This window comes from Bradyrhizobium sp. (genome assembly GCF_035935975.1).
In the GTDB taxonomy this organism is placed as follows: Bacteria; Pseudomonadota; Alphaproteobacteria; order Rhizobiales; family Xanthobacteraceae; genus Bradyrhizobium.
Window position 1 is genome coordinate 109,743 of sequence record NZ_DASYWN010000041.1, and the last position, 23,544, is coordinate 133,286.

Below are 23,544 nucleotides of genomic sequence, written 5' to 3' on the forward strand. Positions count from 1 at the left end.
GTAACCCGCCTCTTCTCTCACCCGGAGCAAGATGGCGGATTACGCTTCGCTAATCCGCCCTACGGGATCGTCTTCGTGGTCGCCAGCGCCCGCATCGCGATCGCCACGCACACCACCATTAACACCGCCGCGAGCAGGAACGGCGCGCCGGGCAGATGCAGCGGCGCGCCGGCGCCGATGAAATAGGAAAATGTCAGCGTGAACAGAAACGGGCCGACGAGCTGCGAAACGCTCTGCACGCTCGCGGTCGCGCCCTGCAACTGGCCCTGCTGATCGGGCGCAACCAGCCGCGTCATCAACGATTGCATGGCCGCGCCCGAGATGCCCCACAGCGACATCACGGGAATGCCGATCCAGAACAGCGGCCCGGTCGGCGCAGCACCGAAGATCACGAATCCGATCGCGCCACAGCACAGGCCCATCAGCAGCGCGTTGCCCTCGCCGAGCAGGCGCACGATCGGGCCGATGGCGAGCCCCTGCACCACCATGGCGCAGATGCCAACCATCGCGAGCGTCAGCCCCACCGTCTTCGAATCCCAGCCGTAGCGATAGGTCGCATAGAGCACGAACGTCGAGGGCAGCACGACGTGGGCGACTTGCGCGATGAAGTTGACGACGGACAAGGCGGCAAGCGCCGCATTGGACCGCAGCAAATGCAGCGCACCGATCGGATTGGCGCTGATCCAGCGGAACGGCGCGCGCTTTTCCGGCGCCAGCGATTCCGGCAGGACGAACAGCCCGTAGAGCGCATTGGCAAAGCTGAGGGCCGCCGACGCCCAGAACGGCAGGCGCGGATCGATATCGCCGAGCAGGCCACCGAGCGCCGGGCCGAGGACAAAGCCCGCGCCGAAGGCAGCCCCGATCCTGCCGAAGATCGCCGCGCGGCGCTCCGGCGGCGTGATGTCGGCGATATAGGCGAAGGCGGTCGAGATGCTGGCCGAGGTGATGCCTGAGATGACGCGGCCGATGAACAGCCAGAGCAGCGACGGCGCAAGCGCCATCAGCACATAGTCGGCCGCGAGCCCGAAATTCGACAGCAGCACCACCGGGCGTCGGCCGAAACGATCCGACAGCGCGCCGAGCACCGGCGAGAACACGAACTGCATCAGCGCCCAAGCGGTGCCGAACAGGCCGAAGATGCGGGCCGCATGGGCGGTGTCGTTGTCGACAAAACTCTCGATGAGTTTTGGCAGGATCGGCATGATCACGCCGAGCGCGAGCATGTCGAGCAGGATGGTGACGAAGATGAAGGCGACCGCACCGCGCCGGACCGGCGCTGCGCTTGGCGCCGACGCCTCGCCGGCGTGGTTGCTCACGACGGCCGCTTGCGCTTGTGGGCGAAGGGGTTGGCCTTTTCACGAAGCGTGATGCGCACCGGCGTCCCCGGCAGGTCGAACGTCTCGCGCATGGAATTGGTCAGATAGCGCAAGTACGACTGCGGCACAGCGTCGGCGCGCGAGCAGAACAGCACGAAGCTCGGCGGACGCGCCTTGTTCTGGGTGATGTAGTTCAGCTTCAGGCGGCGACCCGACACGGCCGGTGGCGGATTGGCCTGGACCGCCTGCTCGAACCAGCGATTGAGCGCTGACGTCGGCACGCGCCTGTTCCAGACCGCATAGGCGTCCTGGATCGCCTGCATCAGGCGGTCGATGCCCTCGCCCATCAGGCCCGACACGGCGACAATCGGCACGCCCTTGACCTGCGGCAGCCAATGGTCGGCATCGCGGCGCAAGTTCGAGATGGCGCCGCCGCCCTTGGTCTCCATCAGGTCCCATTTGTTGGCGGCGAGCACGATCGCCCGGCCCTCGCGCTCGATCAGATCGGCGATGCGCAGGTCCTGCTCCTCAAAGCGGTTCTGCGTGTCCATCATCAGCACGACGACCTCGGCAAAACGCACCGCGCGCAAAGCGTCGGCGACCGAGAGCTTTTCCAGCTTCTCCTCGATGCGCGAGCGACGGCGAAGACCCGCGGTGTCGAACACGCGGAAATCGCGGCCCTTCCAGTTGATCTCGACCGCGATGGAATCGCGCGTGGTGCCGGCTTCCGGGCTCGTGAGCAGACGCTCCTCGCCGAGCAGATGGTTGATCAGCGTCGACTTGCCGGCATTGGGACGGCCGACGATGGCGACCCGGATCGGGCGCGTCGCGGCCTCTTCCTCGGTCAGCGGCGCGTCGTCCTCATCCTCGTCTTCCTCGACGGGTTCCGGCATCAGCTTGGCGAGCGCATCGTAGAGCTCGCCCATGCCCTCGCCGTGCTCGGCCGAGATCTGGATGGGATCGCCGAGACCGAGCGCAAAGGACTCCATCGCGCCGATATCGCCGTGTTTGCCCTCGCTCTTGTTGGCAACCAGCAGCACCGGCTTGTCGGCCTTGCGAGCGAAGTCCGCGAAGGCGCGATCGTTTGGCGTGAGGCCGATACGGGCGTCGATGACGAAGAACAGCGCATCGGCCTGCGCGATCGCGGCCTCGGTCTGCTCCTGCATCCGCGCGGTCAGCGAGCCCTTGGCGCCCTCGTCAAGGCCGGCGGTATCGATGATGGTGAACTCAAGGTCTCCAAGCCTTGCATCGCCCTCGCGGCGGTCGCGGGTGACGCCCGGCAAGTCATCGACGAGCGCGAGCTTCTGCCCAACCAGGCGGTTGAACAGCGTCGATTTGCCGACATTGGGCCGGCCGATGATGGCAATCGTGAAGGACATCGGTCATTCGTGCGCTGCGAAGGCCGCGCCTGTCAATGCGTTGGAAAATTTAAAGCGCGATGAGATTCGGATGAATCGTCATCGCGCTTTAGGTCGTTGTTTGAGCATGATCTTTCCGGAAAACCGCTTCGCACTTTTCCGGATCATGCTCTAGCGCGAGAAGCTGCCGCTCGGCAGGGGCGCCGGGAAGCCGCCCTGCGTTTGCTGCTGCGTGGTCTGGGTCGGTTGCGCCTGCTGGACCGGCTGGTCCGGCGGCGGCGCGGTGGTGCGCTTGCGGACGATCTTCTGCTTGGGCGGCGGAGCGGCTTGCGCCGGCGCGGCCTCCGGCTGGGCCTCGCCATCGACTTCGCCCGCGGGCGCCTCAGCCGGAGCGGCTGCGGTCGCGGCCGGCTGCTTCGTCTTCTTGGCCTTGGCACCCTTCGCCGGCTTTGCAGGCTCGGGCGGCTGCGGCTCCGGCGGCAGCGAGGCGACGGCAGGCGCGTTCGGATCCACCTGCTGTTGCTGCGCGCCCTTGTACATTTCCTTCGGGACGCCCTGCTCGAGGCCGGGCACGCCCTCCGGGAAGACAGGCTTGCGGTCGCCGGGCAGCTTCTTCTTGGTGTCGAGGAAGTCGAGCATATCGCTCGGATCGAATCCGCCGCTGGAGCAGCCGCCCAGGAGGCCCGTGAAGGCGATCAGGACGGCGGCTGCGATCAAACGTGGCGTGCGGCGCATCTTGGTGTCTCGTCTAACGTCAGAGGTCCGTCGTCAGCTTTTGGCGACGGGCGGCAGCAGGGCCTGGAGCGCCTCGGCGCGCGAGCGCAGGCCGGACGGCGTTTCGCCGTCCTCGGCGATCGCGTCGAGCCATTTGCGGGCCGCGGTGGTGTCGTTGTTGCGCCAGGCCGACAGCGCGAGCATCTCGCGCGCGGTGTGGCGGAACGTCGATTTGGGCGCAGCGGACGACTCGAGCCGCTGCTGCATGTCGGCGTAGCTGGCGCTGTCGACCAGCAGGCCGGCCGCGCGAATCTTCGCCAGATCCTGCCACTCGCCACCCACGCCGCGATCGGCGGCAATCTCGTCATACATCTTGGCGGCGGCCTTGGGATCGCGGCTGGCGGCCTCGGCCGCAGCGCGCAGCCGCGCCAGGGTGCGATAGCCCGACGGCGCCTTGGCGGCGAGCTCGGTGAAGGCCGTTTCGGCCTCCGCATGCTTGCCCTGGTCGGACAGCTCGGCGGCCTTCTCGAAGGCCGCACCGGCCTCGGCGGCCTTCTGGGCCTCAAAGTACTGGTAGCCGCGCCAGCCGCCGACGGCGGCCACGATCAGCACCATCAAGGCGATGAAGTAGATCGAATACTTGTCCCACAGCTTCTTGAGCTGATCGCGACGTACTTCCTCGTCGACTTCGTCAAATAATTCAGACACTTATGATAATCCCATGCCCGTCCGGGTGCGCGCGCCAAGGCGTTCGCGTCAGGAATCCGGCCCCCACATGGCGGCGAGGTACCCTAACGATATGGCGGTGGCAAGGCAAAGCGAGCCCAATCAAGGCGTTAACCACCCGGGCGGCCCGCAAGCCGCCTGCCCGGCTCAGGCCCCCAGTAGCTCCCGCAGCTGCCGCTTGAGCACCTTGCCGTTGGCATTGCGCGGCAGCGGCTCGGTGGTGATCGCCACAGTTTCGGGAACCTTGTAGTCCGACAGGCGCTCGGCGCACCAGGCCCGCAGCGCGGCGTCGGTAACGGGTGCACGCGTCACCACCACGGCATGAACACGCTCGCCCAGCACCGGGCACGCCTTGGCGATGATCGCGCTCTCAACCACCGCGGGATGGCCGGCCAGCACGGATTCGACCTCGGCAGAGTAAATCTTCAGCCCGCCGCGGTTGATCATGTCCTTGCTTCGGTCGAACACACGGACAAACCCTTCCGCATCGACCGAGCCCAGATCGCCGGAGTGCCAGAATCCGCCAGTAAAACTCTCCGCCGTGGCCTTCGGGTTGTTCCAGTAGCCCTTGATGACGGATGCGCTCTGGATCCAGAGCTCGCCGATCTCGCCGGGCGGCAGCTCGCGCCCATCCGGTCCCATCGCGATGATGCGCGCGCCGGGACACGGCAGGCCGACGCTGTCGATATGGCTCGCCGTCAGCTCGCCCGGCATGATCGTCGAGGGCGACGTCGTCTCGGTCGCGCCGTAGCAGTTCGCCAGCTTCAGGCCGGGGATCGTTGCCTTGAGCTTCTCGATGGTGGCGACCGGCATCGGCGCGCCGCCAAAGCCGCCGATGCGCCAGCTCGACAGATCATAGCTGTCGAAGTCCGGCTGGAGCAGGCAGAGATTGTACATCGCCGGCACCATCACGGTGTAGGTGACGCGCTCGCGCGCGGCGAGCTTGAGATAATCGGCCGCCTTGAACTCGGGCATGATGATCAGCGCACCGCCACAGCGGATCATGGTCGTGATGTTGGCGACGACGCCGGTGACATGGCCGAGCGGCACTGCCGCGATCGAGCGGTCTGCTTGCGTTAGTTTGAGGCAGGACACGAACACCATCGAGGAATGCACGATGTTGCAATGAGCCAGCATCGCGCCTTTCGGCTTGCCCGTCGTGCCCGAGGTGTAGAGGATCATCGCGGTGTCCTCCTCGCTCACCTCGACCGGCGCCGGAGCCGGTGCGTTGTCTGCGAGCACCGCGAACCGTGACAGCGACGGATCGTCGTCGATGGCGATGCGATGGATCAGATCGGGCATGTCCTGCGCATCGGGCAGCCGCTCGGCGAGCCCGGCTTCGTGGATCAGGATCCTGGCGCCGCAATCGGTGAGCACATAGGCGATCTCCGGCTTCTGCTGGCGCGTGCTGAGCAGCACCGTCACGAGGCCCTCATGCGCGGCGGCGAACAGCAGCAGCGGAAACGCGATGCGATTGCCGAGCAGGATCGCAACGCGATCGCCGCGCTGCAGGCCGAGCTTGCGAAAGCCGGCCGCGATCCGCGCGGCCTGCTCCACCGTCTGCTGCCAGCTCAGCCTGACATCGCCGCAAACCAACGCTTCACCATCGGGATTGCGGGCGCACGCGTCCGCAATCATCGCCCACAGGCTCGCCGGCCGACCGCTGAAAGCCGGTACCACCCGATCGCCAAAGCGCGCCTCGAGCTGCATCGGCGGGATCTGAGATTGCGACCAGTCCATCGGAACGCCTCGGCTTGTTGCTCTTGTTATCTTCCGCTTATCTTCCGCGCATGATCGCGCGGCTCCTGTCTTGTGCCGATCGGCTAGCCCCCCATCACGGGAACGCCGATCACGACAGGATGGAACGCAAAGGCCAGCGCCAGATAGGCGACGATACCGACCGCAACCGCGATCAGATCATTGGTGACGCCGCCCACCGGAATCGGCGGGCCGCCGCCATCGGTGCGGTGCTTCAGCGTGATCCGGTCATACACCGCCCAGCCCAGGAACGAGCCGAACAGGATGATAGAGCCGAGATCGCCGTTGGCGAGCAGATGCGCCGCCGCCCACAGCTTGATGCCGGCCAGCATCGGATGCTTCAGCGTCGCATAGATGCGGCCGCGCATGTAGGAGGCGACCACCAGGATGACCGCGGGCAGCATCAGCGCGAGCGTGATGTGCTTCAGCGCCTTCGGCGGATACCAGACATCGATCCAGCCGGAGCTGCGGTAATGGGCAAAGCCCCAGATGATCAGCGCGAGCCCCGCGAGCGAGACCACCGAATAGAGGATCTTGTAGGTCCCCTCGCCCAGTTTCGCGATCGCCTGCGCGCGCGCCTCGCGTTTCGTCGTGAAAATATGGGCCGCGAAAAACAGCACCAGCCCCAGGATCATGACCAGCAGACCCACGACATCCTCCCCCTCAAGCAGCCCCCGCCTCTGAGGTATCATCGATTGACCGCCGGTCGCAACTCTTGCCCCTCATGGTGAGGGGATGGAGCTGTGCTATTTCGCAAGCTCGCGATTGTCGACGTAGCGGATCGCGATCGGCCGCCCGGCCAACGCGCCGCCGAGGCCGCTGGTGAATTTCAGCGGCAGGCAGGCCTTCAGCGATGAATTGATCGCGTTGAGGTAGCTGGTTCGTATGTCGGCGGGAACGCCGGAGGTCGCATAGGTCAGGCGCGGCGGACCAATCAAGCCGCCCGCCTTGTTGAAGCTGAAGCGCACCGACATCTGCATGCCCGCGCGCGCATCGTCGGATGGCGGCGACCAGCAAGTGCGCAACTCGGCAAAGAGGTCGCCGATCGTGTCGAGGTCGTGATCCGGCTTCCGGTATTTGGCGCGATCGGCCGCGGACGGGACGCTCTCGATCGTGAGCTGCAGATTTTGCCCGTAGGGATAAAAGATCTCGGGAATGCAGGGCCCGGGCTCCAGCGGGCTGCAATAGGACGGCGTGCAAGGACGATTGTCCAGCACGCTGCACGGCTCGTGCGAAAACGGGATCGGGTTGATCTGCCGGCGCTGCGCGTCGGCGGCAACGGCCGATATCGCCAGCAGTATGAAAACGAGAATGCCGCGCCACATGATGCGAGCTCGCAAGATCACACGGTGGAACGTGGCATTGCTCCCGACAAGGTCAAGCCCACTTCGCGTTCACATGCTCGCGTTCAACTCCAGTGTCGTCGCCCGGCTTGACCGGGCGACCCAGTATTCCAGAGACAGTTGTAATCGAGCCGAGGAGCCGCGGCGTACTGGATGCCCCGGTCAAGCCGGGGCATGACAGCGGAGGGTGTGGCAGCTCTGCAGAGCGCAGAATAAACCGCCCCCCTACCCCTTCTTCTTGACATCCTTGACGTTGGTGAACTCGATGCCCCCGGCGCGTTCCCTGGTGTAGCCGAGATAGAACTCGTTCCGGGCGAGGTACACGGGATCACCGTCGACATCGTCGGCGATGCTCGACGTGTTGGCGGCGATGAAGGTGTCGAGCTTCTTGCGATCCTCCGAGGAGACCCAGCGCGCGAGCTGGAACTCGCTGACCTCGAACTCGACCGGCAGCGAATATTCAGCTTCCAGCCGCGCCTTCAGCACGTCGAGCTGCAGCGCACCGACGACACCGACCAGCGCCGGCGCGCCGTCGCGCGGACGAAACACCTGGACGACGCCCTCTTCGGACATCTGCTGAAGCGCTTCCTTGAGCTTCTTGGCCTTCATCGCGTCGGTGAGACGGACGCGGCGGACGATTTCCGGCGCAAAGCTCGGCACGCCGACGAAGGTGAAATCCTCACCCTCGGTCAGGGTGTCGCCGATGCGCAGCGTGCCGTGATTGGGAATGCCGACGACGTCGCCGGCAAAGGCTTCGTCCGCCACCGACCGGTCCTGCGCGAAGAAGAATTGCGGGCTCGACAGCGGCATGCTCTTGCCGGTGCGCACGAGCTTGGCCTTCATGCCGCGGCTGAGCTTGCCGGAGCAGAGGCGCGCAAAGGCGATGCGGTCGCGATGGTTCGGATCCATGTTCGCCTGGATCTTGAACACGAAGGCGCTCATGCGCGGATCGGTGGCCTCGACCTTGCGCTGGTCGCTGTCCTGCGCGCGCGGCTCGGGCGCGAACTTGCCGAGACCTTCCAGCAGGTCGCCGACGCCGAAATTGCGCAGCGCGCTGCCGAAATAGACCGGCGTCAGATGGCCCTCGCGGAACGCCTCAAGCTCGAACGGCTTTGAGGCCTCGGTGACGAGCTCGAGCTCGTCCTTCACCGCGGACACGTCGAGATTGGCGTTGAGCTTGGCGAGCTCCTCGATCGCGATCTGCTGCGCGGCGCCGGTCTTGGCGCCGCCGCCTTCGAGCAGGCGCACGCCGCCATTGACGACGTCATAGGTGCCGAGGAAATCGCGGCCACGGCCGACCGGCCACGTCATCGGCGTGGTGTCGAGCGCCAGCGTCTTCTCGATCTCGTCGAGCAGCTCGAACACGTCGCGGCTCTCGCGGTCCATCTTGTTGATGAAGGTGATGATCGGGATGTCGCGCAGGCGGCACACTTCGAACAGCTTGCGGGTGCGCGCCTCGATGCCTTTGGCGGCGTCGATCACCATGACGGCGGAATCGACCGCTGTGAGCGTGCGATAGGTGTCTTCCGAAAAGTCCTCGTGGCCCGGCGTGTCCAAGAGGTTGAAGACGAGGCCCTCGAACTCGAAGGTCATGACCGAGGTCACGACCGAGATGCCGCGCTCGCGCTCGATCTTCATCCAGTCCGAGCGCGTGTTGCGCCGCTCGCCCTTGGCCTTGACCTGGCCGGCGAGATTGATGGCGCCGCCGAACAGCAGCAGCTTTTCGGTCAGCGTGGTCTTGCCGGCGTCCGGGTGCGAGATGATCGCAAAGGTACGCCGCCGTGCCACTTCTGCGGCAAGCGGGGAACGGGCCGGCGATTCGGCTGTGGGTGCGGCAATGTCGGACATGGCGGGAGCGTTTGGCAGGGAAAATGGGCCGGATCAAGCCTCATTTGGTGATTGCGGAGCTCTTCGGCCAGCCCCATATCGGCCTTGGCCATACTGGCCTTGGGGGAGGACGGCCTTCCAGCTCATCAGCCTATCTGCCTAGCGGGGACGACCCTGCCTTGAATGGAGGGTCGTCATGGCCTGGAGCATCCTGTTCGTCGCCGGTCTTCTCGAGATCACGTGGGCGATCGGGCTGAAATACACCGAGGGCTTTACCAGGCTTGTTCCCTCGATCATCACGCTCGCGGCCATGGCCGGCAGCGTCATCCTGCTCGGACTTGCCCTCAAATCGCTCCCCGTCGGAACCGCCTATGCGGTCTGGACCGGCATCGGCGCGGTCGGGACCGCGACGCTCGGCATCATCCTGTTCGGCGAACCGGCGACAGCCTTCCGCCTCGCCAGCATCGGACTGATCGTCGCCGGCATCGCCGGGCTGAAATTCGTTACCTGAGGAAGAGCTCGACCGCCCACCAGGTCAGCGCGGCGACGATGGCCGAGGCCGGGATCGTGATCACCCAGGCGTAGACGATCGAGCTTGCGACGTTCCAGCGCACCGCCGAGACCCGGCGGGCCGCGCCGACGCCGACGATCGCACCGGTGATGGTGTGGGTGGTCGAGACGGGAACGCCGAGGAAGGTCGCCATGAACAGGGTCGCCGCGCCGCCGGTCTCGGCGCAAAAGCCCTGCATCGGCGTCAGCTTCGTGATGCGCAGGCCCATGGTCCGGACGATGCGCCAGCCGCCCATCAGCGTGCCCATCGCCATCGCCGCCTGGCAGGACAGCACCACCCAGAACGGCACGGAAAACTCGCTCCCGAGATGGCCCTGCGAATAGAGCAGCACGGCGATGATGCCCATGGTCTTCTGCGCGTCATTGCCGCCATGGCCGAGCGAATAGAGCGATGCGGAGGCGAATTGCAGGATGCGGAAGGCGCGGTCGACCGCGAAGGGCGTCGAGCGCACCGAGAGCCAGGACACGATCGCCACCAGCATCATCGCCAGGAGAAAGCCGACCAGCGGCGACAGCACGATCGCCAGCACCGCCTTGGACAGACCGCTCCACACCGCCGCCGAGATCCCCGCTTTCGCCATGCCGCCGCCGACGAGGCCGCCGATCAGCGCGTGCGAGGACGAGGACGGGATTCCGAGCCCCCAGGTCACGAGGTTCCAGACGATTGCCCCAATGAGGGCCGCGAAGATCACCTGCGCATCCACCACCGCAGGATCGATGATACCGGTGCCGATGGTCTGGGCGACATGCAGCCCGAACACCATGAAGGCGATGAAATTGAAGAACGCGGCCCAGAACACCGCGAATTGCGGCCGCAGCACGCGGGTCGAGACGATGGTTGCGATCGAGTTGGCGGCGTCGTGCAGGCCATTCAGGAAGTCGAACAGCAGCGCGACGGCGATCAAGCCGACCAGGACGGGAACACCGAGAGCAGCATCCACGGCGGCCTGCCTTAGATCTTGCGCATGATCTGAGCGGAAAACCGCTGCGAACTTTTCCGGATCATGCGCTAAACCTGCTCGATGACGATGCTGTTGATCTCGTTCGCGACGTCGTCGAAGCGATCGGCGACCTTTTCGAGGTGGTCGTAGATCTCGACGCCGACGATGAAATCCATCGCATTGCCGTCACGATGCTTGAGGAACAGTTCCTTCAGCCCGATGTCGTGGAGGTCGTCGACGCGGCCTTCGAGCTTGGTCAGCTCTTCCGTGATCGCGGTCAGCATGGCGACGTTCGGACCGATCGACTGTAGCAGCGGCAGCGCGCGGCCGACCAGATTGGCGCATTCGATCAGAAGCGCGCCAATCTCACGCATCGGCGGCTCGAAGGTGCGGACCTCGAACAGCATCACGGCCTTGGCGGTCTGCTGCATCTGGTCGATGGCGTCGTCCATCGAGGTGATGAGGTTCTTGATGTCGCCGCGGTCGAACGGCGTGATGAAGGTACGGCGTACCGCCGTCAGCACCTCGCGGGTGACGTTATCGGCGTCGTTCTCGAACTGGCTGACGCGCTGGCAATAGACCGGCGTCTCCTCGCCTCCGTTCAGCACGCCCTGGAGCGCGATGGCGCCCTGGATCACGGTCTTGGCATGGCGGTCGAACAGGTCGAAGAACCGTTCTTCCTTGGGAAGGAAAGCGCGAAACCATCGCATCATGGGGATAGGCTACCGGTTGGAAATGGCCCGGCCCGAGGGCCGTCACAAAACTGTCATAGAAAATTTCCGCCCCGCGCGCGTGACATCTCACGCCCGCGGAGCCGGATCATCCACCGGATTATCGCGCCAATGAAATTAGCGCAATATCAATGATTTAGAGAGACCTCCGGAAGTAATGGGCGATTTCGCCGATCACGCCGCGCCGGAAGGTCAGCACGCAGATCACGAAGATCGAGCCCTGGATCACCGTCACCCACTGGCCGAAGCTGGCCAGATATTGCTGCATGGCGATGATCACGAAGGCGCCGACTACCGGCCCGAAGATGGTACCGAGACCGCCGACCAGCGTCATCAGCACGACTTCGCCCGACATCGACCAGTGCACGTCGGTGAGCGAGGCGTTCTGCGCCACGAACACTTTCAGCGCGCCGGCGAAGCCGGCCAGTGTTCCCGACAGAACGAACGCCAGGAACTTGTACTGGTCGGTCCGGTAGCCGAGCGAGATCGCGCGCGGCTCGTTCTCGCGGATCGCCTTCAAGACCTCGCCGAACGGCGAGTTGATGATGCGGTAGATCAGCAAGAAGCCGGCGAGGAAGCCAACCAGCACGACGTAATAGAGCACGGTCGGCTTGGACAGATCGAAGAGGCCGAACATGCGTCCCTGCGGAATGCCCTGGATGCCGTCCTCGCCATGAGTGAACGGCGCCTGGAGGTAGATGAAGTACAACAGCTGCGACAGCGCCAGCGTGATCATCGAGAAATAGATGCCCTGGCGGCGGATCGAGATGTAGCCGGTGATGATCGAGAGCCCGAAAGCGGCGACGATACCGACGAGGATGCCGAGCTCCGGCGGCAGCGCCCACACTTTCAGCGCATGCGCGCTGCAATAGCCGGCGGTGCCGAGGAACATCGCGTGTCCGAAGGACAGCAAGCCGCCATAGCCGATCAGGAGGTTGAAGGCGCAGGCGAGCAGCGCAAAGCACAGCGCCTGCATTACGAAGAACGGATAGACCCCCGTGAATGGCACCGACGCCAGCAGCAGCGCCATCACAACAAACACGATCATCTCGTCGCGCATCGCGCGCGGGGTTACCGGCAGCGTGTCGTCCGTCAAGGCTGTCATATCAGGCCGCCCTTCCCGTCAATCCCGTTGGCTTCACCAAGAGCACCAGCACCATCAGCACGAACACGACGGTGTTGGAGGCCTCCGGGTAGAAATATTTGGTCAGACCCTCGATCACACCGAGCGCAAAGCCCGTGATGATGGAGCCCATGATCGATCCCATTCCGCCGATCACCACCACGGCGAACACGACGATGATGAGGTCGGCGCCCATCAGCGGCCGCACCTGGTTGATCGGCGCCGACAGCACGCCGGCGAGCGCGGCAAGGCCGACGCCGAGACCGTAGGTCAGCGTGATCATGCGCGGCACGTTGATGCCGAAGGCGCGCACCAGCGTCGGGTTCTCGGTGGCGGCGCGCAGGTAGGCGCCAAGCCGCGTCTTCTCGATCAGGAACCAGGTCGCAAGACACACGACCAGCGAGAAGATGACCACCCAGCCGCGATAGACGGGTAAGAACATGAAGCCGAGATTCATGCCACCCTTGAGCTGATCAGGAATGGCGTAAGGCAGACCGGAGGAGCCGAAATAGTTCTGGAACACGCCCTGCACGATCAGCGCGATGCCGAAGGTCAGCAGCAGGCCGTAGAGATGGTCGAGCCCGGTCAGGAATTTCAGCATGGTCCGTTCCAGGATCATGCCGAAGATGCCGACGATGATCGGCGCCAGCAGCAACGCCCACCAGTAATTGATGCCGCCGAGGTTCAGCAGGAAATATGCGACGAAGGCGCCCATCATGTAGAGCGCGCCATGGGCGAAATTGATGATGTTGAGCATGCCGAAGATCACGGCAAGCCCGAGACTGAGCAGCGCGTAGAACGAGCCGTTGATCAGTCCCACCAGTAGCTGAGCGTATAGAGCCTGCATCGATCCCGCACCCGGTCCCTTCGGCGTTCCCTGGATAGCTGCCCGCCGGCTCGAAGCCGGCGGGCTGTTGTTCTTACTTCTTGAGCAGTGGGCACTTGCTCTCGGAGAGCGGCGTGAAGGCCTGGTCGCCCGACACCGTGCCGACGAGCTTGTAGAAGTCCCACGGTCCCTTCGACTCGGAGGGCTTCTTCACCTCGAACAGATAGGCATTGTGGATGGTGCGGCCGTTGGGCTGGATCTCGCCCTTGCCGAACAGATCGTCCTCAGTCGGCATCGACTTCATCTTCTCGACGACCTTGACGCCATCATGAGGATTGCCGCCCATCGCTTCGAGCGCCTTGAGATAGTGACGCACGCCGGCATAGACGCCCGCCTGCACCATGGTCGGCATCGCGCCGTTCTTGATCTTCTCCGAGAACCTCTTGGAGAAGGCCCGGGTCTGGTCGTTCATGTCCCAGTAGAACGTCTCGGTGAAGTTGAGGCCCTGCGCGGTCTCCAGGCCGATCGCCTTGACGTCGGTGAGGAACAGCAGGAGCGCGGCGAGCTTCTGGCCGCCCTTGACGATGCCGAACTCGGCCGCCTGCTTGATCGAGTTGGTGGTGTCGCCGCCAGCATTGGCAAGGCCGATGATCTTGGCCTTGGAGGCCTGCGCCTGGAGCAGGAACGAGGAGAAGTCCGGCGTGTTGAGCGGATGCTTGACGCCGCCGACCACCTTGCCGCCATTGGCGGTGACCACGGCCGTGGTGTCGCGCTCGAGCGCCGCACCGAAGGCATAGTCCGCGGTCAGGAAGAACCAGCTGTCGCCGCCGGCTTTCACCAGCGCCTGCCCCGTGGTGTGGGCCAGCATGTAGGTGTCGTAAGTCCAGTGCACGGTGTTGGGCGAGCACTGCGCGTTGGTCAGGTCGGAGGTTGCAGCACCCGAGTTGATATAGACGCCGTTCTTTTCCTTGATGACGTTGTTGACGGCGAGCGCAACGCCGGAGTTCGGCACGTCGACGATGACGTCGACCTTGTCGACGTCGAACCACTGCCGCGCGATCGCGGTGCCGATGTCGGGCTTGTTCTGATGGTCGCCGGAGATGATGTCGATCTTCCAGCCCTTGGCCGCGAGGCCGGAATCCTCGACCGCCATCTGCGCGGCGAGCGTCGAGCCGGGGCCGCCGAGATCGGCATAGAGGCCGGACTGATCGGACAGCGCGCCGATCTTGACCGTCTTGTCCTGTGCGAAGGCTACGCCAGCCGTGGTGACGGCCAACGCCGTGCCGAGCAGAAACGATGCAATCGACTTCTTCATGTGACTTCCCTCGTGAATTTCTCTTCGTCTTTTGACCTTTGGCCGTTCTAGACGCCGAGATAGGTGTGGAGCTTGTCCATGTTGGCGGCAAGCTCCGCGTTGGAAAATCCGTCAATGATCTTGCCGTGTTCGACCACGTAGTAGCGGTCGGCGACGGTGGATGCGAAGCGGAAGTTCTGCTCGACCAGGAGGATCGTGAATCCCTCCTTCTTGAGCCGCGCGATGGTGTGGCCGATCTGCTGGATGATGACAGGTGCCAGGCCCTCGGTCGGCTCGTCCAGCATCAGGAAGCTCGCGCCGGTGCGCAGGATGCGCGCGATCGCGAGCATCTGCTGCTCGCCGCCGGAGAGCTTGGTGCCCTGGCTGTTGAGCCGCTCCTTCAGATTCGGAAACAGGTCGAAGATCTGCTCGAGCGGCAATCCACCTTCGCGGACCACCGGCGGCAGCAGCAAATTCTCCCGCACGTCGAGACTGGAGAATATCCCCCGCTCTTCCGGGCAGAACGCGATGCCCATGCGCGCGATCTTGTCGGAGGTCGCACGGATGATTTCCTGATTGTTGAATTTGATCGAGCCGGCGCGCTTGCCGATGATGCCCATGATCGATTTCAGCGTGGTGGTCTTGCCGGCGCCGTTGCGCCCGAGCAGCGTGACGACCTCGCCCGCATTCACGTCGAAATTGATCCCGTGCAGGATGTGGGACTCGCCGTACCATGCTTCGAGGTTGCGGACCTGAAGGATGTTTCCGCCGGTCGCAGACTTTGCCGGAGCCTCGGCGATCGCAGTGTCAGGCATGACCGGCTCCCAGATACGCTTCCTTGACGCGCTCGTCCTTGGTGAGTTCGCTGTAATGGCCCTGCGCCAGCACCTGCCCGCGCGTCAGCACGGTGATGATGTCGGAGAGATTGGCCACGACGCTGAGGTTATGCTCGACCATCAGGATAGTGTATTTCGCGGAGATCCGCTTGATCAGCGCCGCGATCTTGTCGATGTCCTCGTGGCCCATGCCGGCCATCGGCTCGTCCAGCAGCATCATTTCGGGGTCGAGCGCCAGCGTCGTCGCGATCTCGAGTGCACGCTTGCGCCCGTAGGGCATCTCGACCGCGGGCGTATTGGCAAACTCGCTGAGGCCGACATCGTTCAACAGCTCGCGCGCGCGATCGTTGAAGCGGTTGAGCACCGATTTGGAGCGCCAAAAGTCGAACGAGCTGCCGTGCTGGCGCTGAAGCGCGACACGGACGTTTTCCAGCGCCGTGAGATGCGGAAATACCGCCGAGATCTGGAAGGAGCGAACAAGGCCCATGCGGGCCACGTCGGCCGGCGCCATCGCGGTGATGTCCTGTCCCTTGTACAGGATTTTTCCGGCGGACGGTTTCAGGAACTTGGTCAGAAGATTGAAGCACGTCGTCTTGCCGGCGCCGTTCGGGCCGATCAACGCATGAATGCTTCCACGGCGGACCTTGAGCGCAACGTCGCGGACAGCGAAGAATCCCGCGAACTCCTTGGTCAAGCCTTCCGTTTCGAGAATGAACTCATCGGCCAAACAGTTTTCCCCCTGCCCGCGCAAACGCGCGTGGCTATCCTTGTTGCTTCGACTTTCCCGAGGCCTTGCGGCCGCCCGGGAACTCCGCCTCCGGGCGCGGAATATGCCGGAGGTGACGGGGGTTAGGCAAGGCGGAAAGCTGAGCAGATCAGGCCTTTGGCTGGGATACAAATGCTCCCTTAGTCGGAGGCGTTTCGATGTCGTGCCTGCCCGGCCTCCCGGTTCGCGAAAGCACCGGTCATCAAGCCGTCGTTAACGGTCTTTCGTCCCGCACGCCAGCCTTCATAGAAAATTTTCCCGCAAGCTGCATGATGCGCTGGTTTCGAGCTACCGGGAATATTGTTTTGGATTTCGCAAGCGCCGCCCCCTCCGTCGTCAAGTCGATCAGGCAGCGTGATCTCCTGAACACGTGGCTGCGACTCTATGCGCGCCAGCAGATGGCGCCAGCGATCTGGGAGTATCAGCCGGCACGGCTCGAGGAAGAGCTGTCCGATCTCATCTATTATACGGTGGATCTTTCGACCGAGTCGCCACGCCTCATCATCCAGAGCGAAGGCACACGCATCTCGCGCGCCTATGGACATACCGGCAAGGGCGTTCCGCTGGATGAATATATCGGGCCGCGGCTCGTGCCTTTCGTGATGCCCATCTATCATGAATGCGTCGCGCGCGGGCTGCCGGTCTACAGCGTGGCCGATGTCGACGACATCTACGGGCGCGTCGTCGCCTACGAGCGCCTGTTGCTGCCGTTCCAGACCGACGGCAAGGTCTGTCACGTCATCGCCTCGCTCAAGACCTTCTGCGAGGACGGCGGCTTCGAGATCAGGAATCTGATGCGCGGAAATGACGCGCTACCGCGCCCGAAATTGCGCGCGGTGATCGAACGCGATCTCTTTCACCGCGCTCCCGGCCGCATCGCGGCCGCTGATGTGGGCGAGTTCGCCGATCAGCCTGGGGGCACGACCGAGGTCATCGAGCTGAACTGACGCTCAGCCCGGTCGGACGCCAATTCTGGCCTTCTACTTGGCTTTGACTTCCTTGGCATAGATATCCGGCTTGAAGCCGACCAGCAGCTTGCCGCCGGTTTCCAGCACCGGCCGCTTGATCATCGATGGTTGCGCTAGCATCAGGGCCAGCGCCTTTTTCTCGGTGAGGCCTTCCTTGTCGGCATCGGGCAGCTTCTTGAAGGTCGTACCGGCGCGATTGAGCAGCGTCTCCCAACCGACCTTGTCGCTCCACTGCTTGAGCTTGTCCTTGTCGACGCCCACAGCCTTGTAATCGTGAAACGCGTAGGCCACGCCATGGCTGTCGAGCCAGGTCCGCGCCTTCTTCATGGTGTCGCAGTTCTTGATGCCGTAGATGGTGTTGGGCAAGAGCAGTTCCTCGCGCATGCGTGATGCTTCGGCTGCGGCGTTGTACGAAACTCCGCTTCGCGCGACAATATTGCGAACCAGGCCAGCTCTCCGAACGGACACATTATGCACGTCACTCACGACCCCGCCGCGGCCGCCTCGCCGACCATCGACTTCAACGCCTTCCTCGCGGTCGACATCCGCGTCGGGACCATCGTCGATGCAAAGCCGTTCCCGGAGGCGCGCAAGCCGGCCTGGCGGCTGTGGATCGACTTCGGCCCGGCCATCGGCGTGCGCAAAAGCTCGGCGCAAATCACCGAAAACCATCCGCTCGAAACGCTGGTGGGACAACAGGTCGCGGCGGTCGTGAATTTCCCGCCGCGCCAGATCGGCCCTGTTGTCTCGGAGGTGCTGACGCTCGGCTTCCCCGACGCGGACGGCAAGGTCGTGCTGATGCAGCCGAGCAAGCCCGTGCCCAACGGCGGGCGGCTGTTCTAGCGACACGCCATCGAGGTCGCTGCGTCGGCGCATTCACAACGCAATAATCAGCCGCTCTTGCCGGCTCCGGACGGCCCGGACTTGACCAAAATCCTCTTTCGCAATAAAAATGACTGACTGATCGTTTTTTATATTGGCCGACTTGTCCCAAGCTGTACCCAGCGACCAGCTAAAGCGATCGACCTGTCAGTTATTTATGGACCGCCCAAATGCCCAAGATCAGCGACAAGCAGCGTGAAGGCCGGCGGCAGCAGATCCTCGAAGCCGCCCTCGCCTGTTTCGCCGAGGACGGCTTTCACCAGACAGGCATGGCCGACATCGTCAAGCGGTCCGGCCTGAGCCACGGCGCGGTCTATCTCTACTTCCAGAGCAAGGATGATCTGATCGAAGCCCTCGCCGACGACCGCCACCGCCGTGAGGCCGTGCTCAATTCGGTCGCGCAAGGATCGGGCGATCCGATCGAAGGTCTTCACGCGCTGATCCGCGTCTACGCGCAATGGCTCACCGATCCCGCCGGCGAAGCGCGCCGCCGCGTCGGCATCCATGGCTGGGCCGAGGCGCTGCGCAACCGCCGTGTCCGCACCAGCGTCGTCGAAGGCATCGACATGCCACGCGCGCTGATCGTGGCGCTGGTGGAGCGCGGCCAGCATGACGGCCTGATCAAGCGCGATATCGGCGCGGATGCGATCGCGCGCGTGCTGATCGCGATCTTCCAGGGCTTTGTGCTGCAAAGATGCTGGGGCGAGGATTTCGACGTCGGCGCCTGCATGGCAGCCGTCGACGGCGTGGTCGATGGCTTTCGCACGACCAAGCCCGACGTTAAGCGACGGACCAGGACATGACCGATGTCCTTCATTCTTGAACTCCTCGCCGGTGCCGGCGTCGGCCTGATCGGAGGGCTGGCATCGGGCTTCACGGGCACGAGCCCGGGCGGCGGCCTCGTGATCTTCTCCGTGCTGTTGCTCGGGGCCGAGCAGCATATCGCCCAGGGCACCTCGCTGATCACGCAGATTCCGCCGACGGGTCTGGCCGGCGTGCGCCGCTATTGGCAAAACGGCAATCGCAGCCCGCTGTCGTGGATCATCTGGATCTGCATCGGATTTCTCGTCGGTGGCATCGGCGGCGGCTATGCCGCGGCCGCGGTCTCTGACGCGGTTCTGCAATGGACCTATGTCGTCTACCTCGTCGCGCTGATCGCCCTCCTCATCCTGCGGCGCGACCGCAACGAGGCAAGCCACGAGGCCGAAGGCCGGGACGACCTGCCCCGGCTGCCCCTCCTCCTCATCGGCATGCTGGCCGGTTTCTCCTCCGGCTTCATGGGCATCGGCGGAGGCCTTGCGATCACCGTCGGCCTCGCCGCAGGCCTGCGCGTGCCACAGCATCAGGCCCAGCTCGTCAGCCTGATCTTCTCGGTCATCCCGACCAACATCCCGGCGGCCTGGATCTACTGGAGCAAGGGCCTCATGGTCGGCTGGCCGGCCATCATCGGCATCGTTGCCGGCCTCTGGATCGGCACCGATTTCGGCGCGCGCCTGGCCAACGGCGTCAGCAAATCGACGCTGCGCCGGGCCATGATCTCCCTCGTTGCGCTGATGGCGCTCTATATGACTCATAAGGCGCTGACGTAGATCTTACGGCCGCTTCGGAATGTTCAGTCCGCGTTCCACGGCGGGGCGCGCAAGGCCACGTTCGAGCCAGGCACCGACCGACTTGAACTGCTTGAACTCAACGAGATCGCCGGCGCCATAGAAGCCGATGAGATTGCGCACCCAGCCGAGCATCGAGATGTCGGCGATGGTGTAATCGTCATCCATGAACCATTGCCGGCCGGCCAGATGCGTCTCCATCACGCCGAGCAGACGCTTGGCCTCGCGGACGTAACGATCGCGGGGCCGCTTGTCCTCGAAATCCTTGCCGGCGAATTTGTGGAAGAAACCAACCTGGCCGAACATCGGCCCGATGCCGCCCATCTGGAAATGCACCCACTGGATGGTCTGGTAACGGCGCGCCGCGTCCTCCGGCAAGAGCTTGCCGGTCTTCTCCGCGAGATATTGCAGGATCGCGCCGGACTCGAACAGCCCAAGCGGCCTGCCGCCGGGACCATTGGGATCGAGGATCGCGGGGATCTTGCCGTTCGGATTGAGCGAGAGGAATTCCGGCGTCTTCTGGTCGTCCTTGCCGAAATCGACGAGATGGACTTCGTATGGCAGCCCGATCTCCTCAAGCATGATCGAGACCTTCACGCCGTTCGGCGTCGGAAGCGAATAAAGCTGGAGCAATTCTGGATGCTTCGCAGGCCAGCGCTTGGTGATCGGAAAAGCGGAGAGATCGGACATTGGGACCTTCGATCTGAGGTTGACGCGCGTCTAATCTAGGCGAGGTGCACGATGACGCAAGGCTCAATAATTGATCTCCATTCGCAATCCGCGCGGATCGATCTCCTCGCCGCCGACACGCTGCGAACTGTCGCGCGCCGCGACCGCACAGGCGCAGGCATCAATGAGATCGTCGCGGCCGATGCCGGTGCCGTGACGCAGCGTCAGCCATTTGCGCAGGCGTGTGAAACCGCGCGTCTCCAGCAACGCGATACGTTGTTCGCGGCCTTGTGCTGACGCCTTGCTGTCGAGCCGCACGCGGCCGGCAAGATTCCAGAAGATCAATTCCGGATGCGCTTCGCCGATCGTCGCCTGTCGCGCCGGCGTCATGATCTCGTCGACCTCCTTGATCTTGTCCCTGATATTCCAGAGCTGCGCTGAGACGCCCCTGCCCTTGCCTTCGTGTTCCCAGTAGTGGCGATTGGCTGCCGCCATATCCGGGAATGCCCAGAGGTCTCGGCGCGCACCGAGAAACACGGCGGGCCCGACCAATTCGCGCGCGCGCAGGTCGCAGACGCGATAGCCGGCCGGCTTCAATCCGATCGGCATGTCGATCATCGCGCGCGCATGCGGCATCGCGAGCAGGCGCGTCAGGCCCGGCGAATAATCAAAACCGTGATCGCCGCGCGCGTCGATCCACGCGGCGACCCAGCCGAAACGAAATCCATCGAGGCCGAGATAGTTGGGCACGTCACGCGTCCGTCATTTAAGAATTTCACACGCAGGCCGCTTGACACCCGCAAGTTGCAGGCGTATTTCCCGCGCCCTCACGAACACTTCCGTTCGCGACAGACACCATGAACCGAGCAATGTCACACCGCTACGAAAGAATTGTCCGCATGCCGAATAGCTCCAAGCTATTCGATTGCGCATGCCCGGCTCATGGGAGCGATCTTGCCTGACCGCAAGATCGACAGTCCGCTTCTCACGGACCCTCCCGAGCCTACCGCTCCGGAGGGTTTTTTGTTGCCCGCCGCGCGGCCCATTCGAACATCCCGGCAATGGCCGGAACGGGAGACCCGGATCCCGGGGCTCGCGCTGGAGAGGCGCGTGCCCAAGTGCGCGGGGCCTGCCGGAGGGAACGAGGCGACGAGCCGGACACCGATGGCAGAGCGAACCCGAATGGTTCGCAAAGTGCGGCGTGTCGACAACGCCGCGATAGAATTTTCTTGAATTCGGTTTGCCGCGATCATCGCGGCTCAACCGACGCTGGTGGTGAAGATCTCGGATACTTCCTCCACGGTAAAGCGGGTTCGAATCCCGCCTTTGACACACGCACCGGGATGCGGCCTCGGAAAGGGCATGCACGCGGCCCGGCGCAGGAGCCATCCGCAAGGACAGCGACTGTGTTGTCGTCACTGAGAGCCGAGATCGCCTGTTCCCCAGCGTACACTTCCATGGTCGATGCGAGAGCATCTGCCCGGCGGTGGTGAAGATGCCTGTTACTTCGTGGTGAAGGCACAGCCGTGCCGAGCAGGTTCGAACCCTGCGCGCCGAAAGGCGGATCGCCCGCAAGGGCAGCAACAGCATCGCTTGTTCCCCGCCAACCCATCACGGTCCGTGGTGAAGATAGCTGTTACTTCGACTGATAATCGAGCGGTCGCGGGTTCGAATCCCGCCCGGTGTACTTTGCACCGGTAGCTCAGTGGCAGAGCGCTACCTGGCCTGCAGGGTAAGCTGCAGGCTGGGGTCTCAGCATCGCCTGTTCCCGGATCGTGTCCTTCCGTCCCCACCGCCGGTGGTGAAGAGCGCTGTTACTTCATGATCGTAACGGCGGTGTCTCGACTCTCTGTGAAGATTGATTGAGCCCGCTCTGCGAAGCTCCGAGAGGGGCAGTACAGCCTCGCTTGTTCCCCGGCCCCCGTTTTCATTCCACCATCACCACAGAGGAGGCCGTCATGGTCAGGCTCAACAAGATCGTTCGCGCCTTCACGCGTGAGGGCGCTCGTGCAACGCGCTTCACTCCCGAGATGGAGCTGAAGCGCGCGGTGATGAACTGCCTCCTGTGGGAGAACCAGTTCTACGAGGACGGCGTCTCGATCGCCGACCGCATCAAGGCCCTCGTGCCGAAGGTCGACCCTGCCCGCGTGGCCCAGCTTGCGATCGAGGCGCGCGAGGTGATGAAGCTGCGGCACGCGCCGCTGCTCGTCATCCGCGAGATGGCGCGCAGCGAGAAGCACCGTGCCCTCGTTGCCGACACGCTCGCCCAGGTGATCCAGCGTCCCGACGAGATGACGGAGCTGCTCGCGATCTACTGGGCGGATGCGCTCGGCCCTCAGCAGCAGCGCAAGCGTCAGCCGGTCTCGGCGCAGGTCAAGAAGGGCCTTGCCCGCGCGCTGACCAAGTTCGACGCCTACCAGCTCGCCAAGTATGACCGCGACGGTGCGGTGCGCATACGGGACGTGCTGTTCCTGGTGCACGCCAAGCCGAAGGACGCGGACCAGGCCAAGGTGTGGAAGCAGCTCGTCGACGGCGAGCTCGCCTCTCCCGACACCTGGGAGGTTTCGCTCTCGGCCGGCAAGAGCAAGCGCGAGACCTTCGAGCGGCTGATCGCCGAGCGCAAGCTCGGCGGCCTGGCGCTGCTGCGGAACCTGCGGCTGATGCAGAACGCAGAGGTCCCGCGCGAGACCATCGCAGGCGCGATCGAGGCGATGCGGACGGATCGTATCCTTCCCTATCGCTTCATCACGGCGGCGCGTTATGCCCCGGACTTCGAGCCCGAGCTCGAAGCTGCGATGCTCAAGTCGGTCAAGGACCATGTGCGGCTGCCCGGCCGCACGCGGCTTCTGATCGACGTGTCGGGCTCGATGTTCACGGCCCTCTCCGCGCAGTCGGAAATGACGCGCGCGGAAGCTGCGTGTGGTCTTGCCATCCTGGCACGCGAGATCTGCGACGAGGTCGAGATCTTCACCTTCAGCAATGAGGTCGTGAAGGTCCCGTCCCGCCGCGGTTTCGCACTCCGGGACGCGATCATCAACTCGCAGCCGCACCATGCGACCTATCTCGGCAAGGCCGTGGCGGAGATCGACCGCAAGGGCGATCGCCTCATCGTCTTCACCGACGAGCAGAGCCACGACCAGGTGCCCGAGCCCAAGGCGCGCGGCACGATGGTGAACGTGGCCTCGTATCAGCACGGTGTCGGCCACGGCGCCTGGACCCGCGTCAACGGCTTCTCCGAGGCCGTGGTCGCGTGGCTCGCGGCGTCGGAGACGGCATTGAACTGACACGC

The 23,544-nt window shown here is 64.1% G+C and carries 24 protein-coding genes; 6 read left to right on the forward strand and 18 right to left on the reverse strand.

Features of this window, described 5'->3' with window-relative positions:
* Positions 1 to 59: 59 nt before the first annotated feature.
* From VGR99_RS23290 to VGR99_RS23325, 8 genes are all read right to left on the reverse strand, one after another.
* Positions 60 to 1,316, reverse strand: coding sequence for a TCR/Tet family MFS transporter (locus VGR99_RS23290; protein ID WP_326901730.1), 1,257 nt, complete (start codon positions 1,314 to 1,316; stop codon positions 60 to 62).
* Positions 1,313 to 2,695 (reverse strand): ribosome biogenesis GTPase Der, encoded by a 1,383-nt coding sequence (gene der / locus VGR99_RS23295; RefSeq protein WP_326901732.1) that lies wholly within the window; start codon positions 2,693 to 2,695, stop codon positions 1,313 to 1,315. The genes VGR99_RS23290 and der overlap by 4 nt, the downstream gene beginning before the upstream one ends.
* 150 nt (positions 2,696 to 2,845) lie before the next feature.
* Positions 2,846 to 3,409 (reverse strand): hypothetical protein, encoded by a 564-nt coding sequence (locus tag VGR99_RS23300; protein ID WP_326901734.1) that lies wholly within the window; start codon positions 3,407 to 3,409, stop codon positions 2,846 to 2,848.
* 33 nt (positions 3,410 to 3,442) lie between these two features.
* Complete coding sequence (locus VGR99_RS23305; RefSeq protein WP_326901735.1) at positions 3,443 to 4,096, reverse strand: tetratricopeptide repeat protein; 654 nt, start codon at positions 4,094 to 4,096, stop codon at positions 3,443 to 3,445.
* A gap of 165 nt (positions 4,097 to 4,261) precedes the next feature.
* On the reverse strand, positions 4,262 to 5,854 hold the full coding sequence (locus VGR99_RS23310) for a class I adenylate-forming enzyme family protein (protein WP_326901737.1): 1,593 nt from the start codon (positions 5,852 to 5,854) through the stop codon (positions 4,262 to 4,264).
* Between the two features lie 83 nt (positions 5,855 to 5,937).
* Positions 5,938 to 6,522, reverse strand: a complete 585-nt coding sequence (locus tag VGR99_RS23315; RefSeq protein ID WP_326901739.1) for an NnrU family protein — start codon at positions 6,520 to 6,522, stop codon at positions 5,938 to 5,940.
* Between the two features lie 96 nt (positions 6,523 to 6,618).
* Positions 6,619 to 7,197: a hypothetical protein gene (locus tag VGR99_RS23320; RefSeq protein WP_326901740.1), complete on the reverse strand. Its 579-nt coding sequence runs from the start codon at positions 7,195 to 7,197 to the stop codon at positions 6,619 to 6,621.
* A gap of 243 nt (positions 7,198 to 7,440) precedes the next feature.
* Positions 7,441 to 9,063 carry a peptide chain release factor 3 gene (locus VGR99_RS23325; protein ID WP_326901741.1) on the reverse strand — a complete coding sequence of 541 codons (1,623 nt, stop codon included), beginning with the start codon at positions 9,061 to 9,063 and terminating at the stop codon, positions 7,441 to 7,443.
* Between the two features lie 175 nt (positions 9,064 to 9,238).
* On the opposite strand from VGR99_RS23325, the gene sugE reads away from it, so the two are divergent.
* Positions 9,239 to 9,553 (forward strand): quaternary ammonium compound efflux SMR transporter SugE, encoded by a 315-nt coding sequence (sugE, locus tag VGR99_RS23330; RefSeq protein ID WP_326901743.1) that lies wholly within the window; start codon positions 9,239 to 9,241, stop codon positions 9,551 to 9,553.
* Here sugE and VGR99_RS23335 read toward each other — a convergent pair.
* The 7 genes from VGR99_RS23335 to VGR99_RS23365 all read right to left on the reverse strand — a co-directional run bounded on the left by VGR99_RS23335 (position 9,546) and on the right by VGR99_RS23365 (position 16,090).
* Positions 9,546 to 10,553, reverse strand: a complete 1,008-nt coding sequence (locus tag VGR99_RS23335) for an inorganic phosphate transporter (protein ID WP_326901745.1) — start codon at positions 10,551 to 10,553, stop codon at positions 9,546 to 9,548. The genes sugE and VGR99_RS23335 overlap by 8 nt on opposite strands.
* A 68-nt stretch (positions 10,554 to 10,621) precedes the next feature.
* Positions 10,622 to 11,266, reverse strand: a complete 645-nt coding sequence (locus VGR99_RS23340) for a DUF47 domain-containing protein (protein WP_326901746.1) — start codon at positions 11,264 to 11,266, stop codon at positions 10,622 to 10,624.
* 154 nt (positions 11,267 to 11,420) lie between these two features.
* Positions 11,421 to 12,389, reverse strand: coding sequence for a branched-chain amino acid ABC transporter permease (locus VGR99_RS23345; protein ID WP_326901747.1), 969 nt, complete (start codon positions 12,387 to 12,389; stop codon positions 11,421 to 11,423).
* A 1-nt stretch (position 12,390) separates the two neighbouring features.
* Entirely contained in the window at positions 12,391 to 13,254 is an 864-nt protein-coding gene (locus VGR99_RS23350; protein WP_212233237.1) for a branched-chain amino acid ABC transporter permease, read from the reverse strand.
* Positions 13,255 to 13,327: 73 nt separating this feature from the next.
* Positions 13,328 to 14,548 (reverse strand): ABC transporter substrate-binding protein, encoded by a 1,221-nt coding sequence (locus tag VGR99_RS23355; RefSeq protein ID WP_326901750.1) that lies wholly within the window; start codon positions 14,546 to 14,548, stop codon positions 13,328 to 13,330.
* A 47-nt stretch (positions 14,549 to 14,595) separates the two neighbouring features.
* Positions 14,596 to 15,342 (reverse strand): ABC transporter ATP-binding protein, encoded by a 747-nt coding sequence (locus VGR99_RS23360; protein WP_326901751.1) that lies wholly within the window; start codon positions 15,340 to 15,342, stop codon positions 14,596 to 14,598.
* Positions 15,335 to 16,090, reverse strand: coding sequence for an ABC transporter ATP-binding protein (locus tag VGR99_RS23365; protein ID WP_008551999.1), 756 nt, complete (start codon positions 16,088 to 16,090; stop codon positions 15,335 to 15,337). The genes VGR99_RS23360 and VGR99_RS23365 overlap by 8 nt, the downstream gene beginning before the upstream one ends.
* A gap of 311 nt (positions 16,091 to 16,401) precedes the next feature.
* On the opposite strand from VGR99_RS23365, the gene VGR99_RS23370 reads away from it, so the two are divergent.
* On the forward strand, positions 16,402 to 17,076 hold the full coding sequence (locus VGR99_RS23370) for a hypothetical protein (protein ID WP_326902423.1): 675 nt from the start codon (positions 16,402 to 16,404) through the stop codon (positions 17,074 to 17,076).
* A gap of 33 nt (positions 17,077 to 17,109) precedes the next feature.
* Here VGR99_RS23370 and VGR99_RS23375 read toward each other — a convergent pair whose 3' ends face one another.
* Positions 17,110 to 17,463, reverse strand: a complete 354-nt coding sequence (locus VGR99_RS23375) for an ArsC family reductase (protein ID WP_326902424.1) — start codon at positions 17,461 to 17,463, stop codon at positions 17,110 to 17,112.
* Between the two features lie 105 nt (positions 17,464 to 17,568).
* On the opposite strand from VGR99_RS23375, the gene VGR99_RS23380 reads away from it, so the two are divergent.
* From VGR99_RS23380 to VGR99_RS23390, 3 genes are all read left to right on the forward strand, one after another.
* Entirely contained in the window at positions 17,569 to 17,940 is a 372-nt protein-coding gene (locus VGR99_RS23380; RefSeq protein WP_326901754.1) for a tRNA-binding protein, read from the forward strand.
* Between the two features lie 209 nt (positions 17,941 to 18,149).
* Positions 18,150 to 18,782 (forward strand): TetR/AcrR family transcriptional regulator, encoded by a 633-nt coding sequence (locus VGR99_RS23385; RefSeq protein ID WP_326901755.1) that lies wholly within the window; start codon positions 18,150 to 18,152, stop codon positions 18,780 to 18,782.
* 3 nt (positions 18,783 to 18,785) lie between these two features.
* Entirely contained in the window at positions 18,786 to 19,568 is a 783-nt protein-coding gene (locus VGR99_RS23390) for a sulfite exporter TauE/SafE family protein (RefSeq protein ID WP_326901756.1), read from the forward strand.
* 3 nt (positions 19,569 to 19,571) lie between these two features.
* On the opposite strand, the gene VGR99_RS23395 is transcribed toward VGR99_RS23390, so the two are convergent.
* Positions 19,572 to 20,276, reverse strand: coding sequence for a glutathione S-transferase family protein (locus VGR99_RS23395; protein WP_326901757.1), 705 nt, complete (start codon positions 20,274 to 20,276; stop codon positions 19,572 to 19,574).
* Positions 20,277 to 20,339: 63 nt separating this feature from the next.
* Positions 20,340 to 21,005 (reverse strand): DUF429 domain-containing protein, encoded by a 666-nt coding sequence (locus VGR99_RS23400; protein ID WP_326901758.1) that lies wholly within the window; start codon positions 21,003 to 21,005, stop codon positions 20,340 to 20,342.
* A 1,208-nt stretch (positions 21,006 to 22,213) separates the two neighbouring features.
* On the opposite strand from VGR99_RS23400, the gene VGR99_RS23405 reads away from it, so the two are divergent.
* Positions 22,214 to 23,539: a TROVE domain-containing protein gene (locus VGR99_RS23405; RefSeq protein WP_326901760.1), complete on the forward strand. Its 1,326-nt coding sequence runs from the start codon at positions 22,214 to 22,216 to the stop codon at positions 23,537 to 23,539.
* The last annotated feature ends 5 nt before the right edge of the window (positions 23,540 to 23,544 follow it).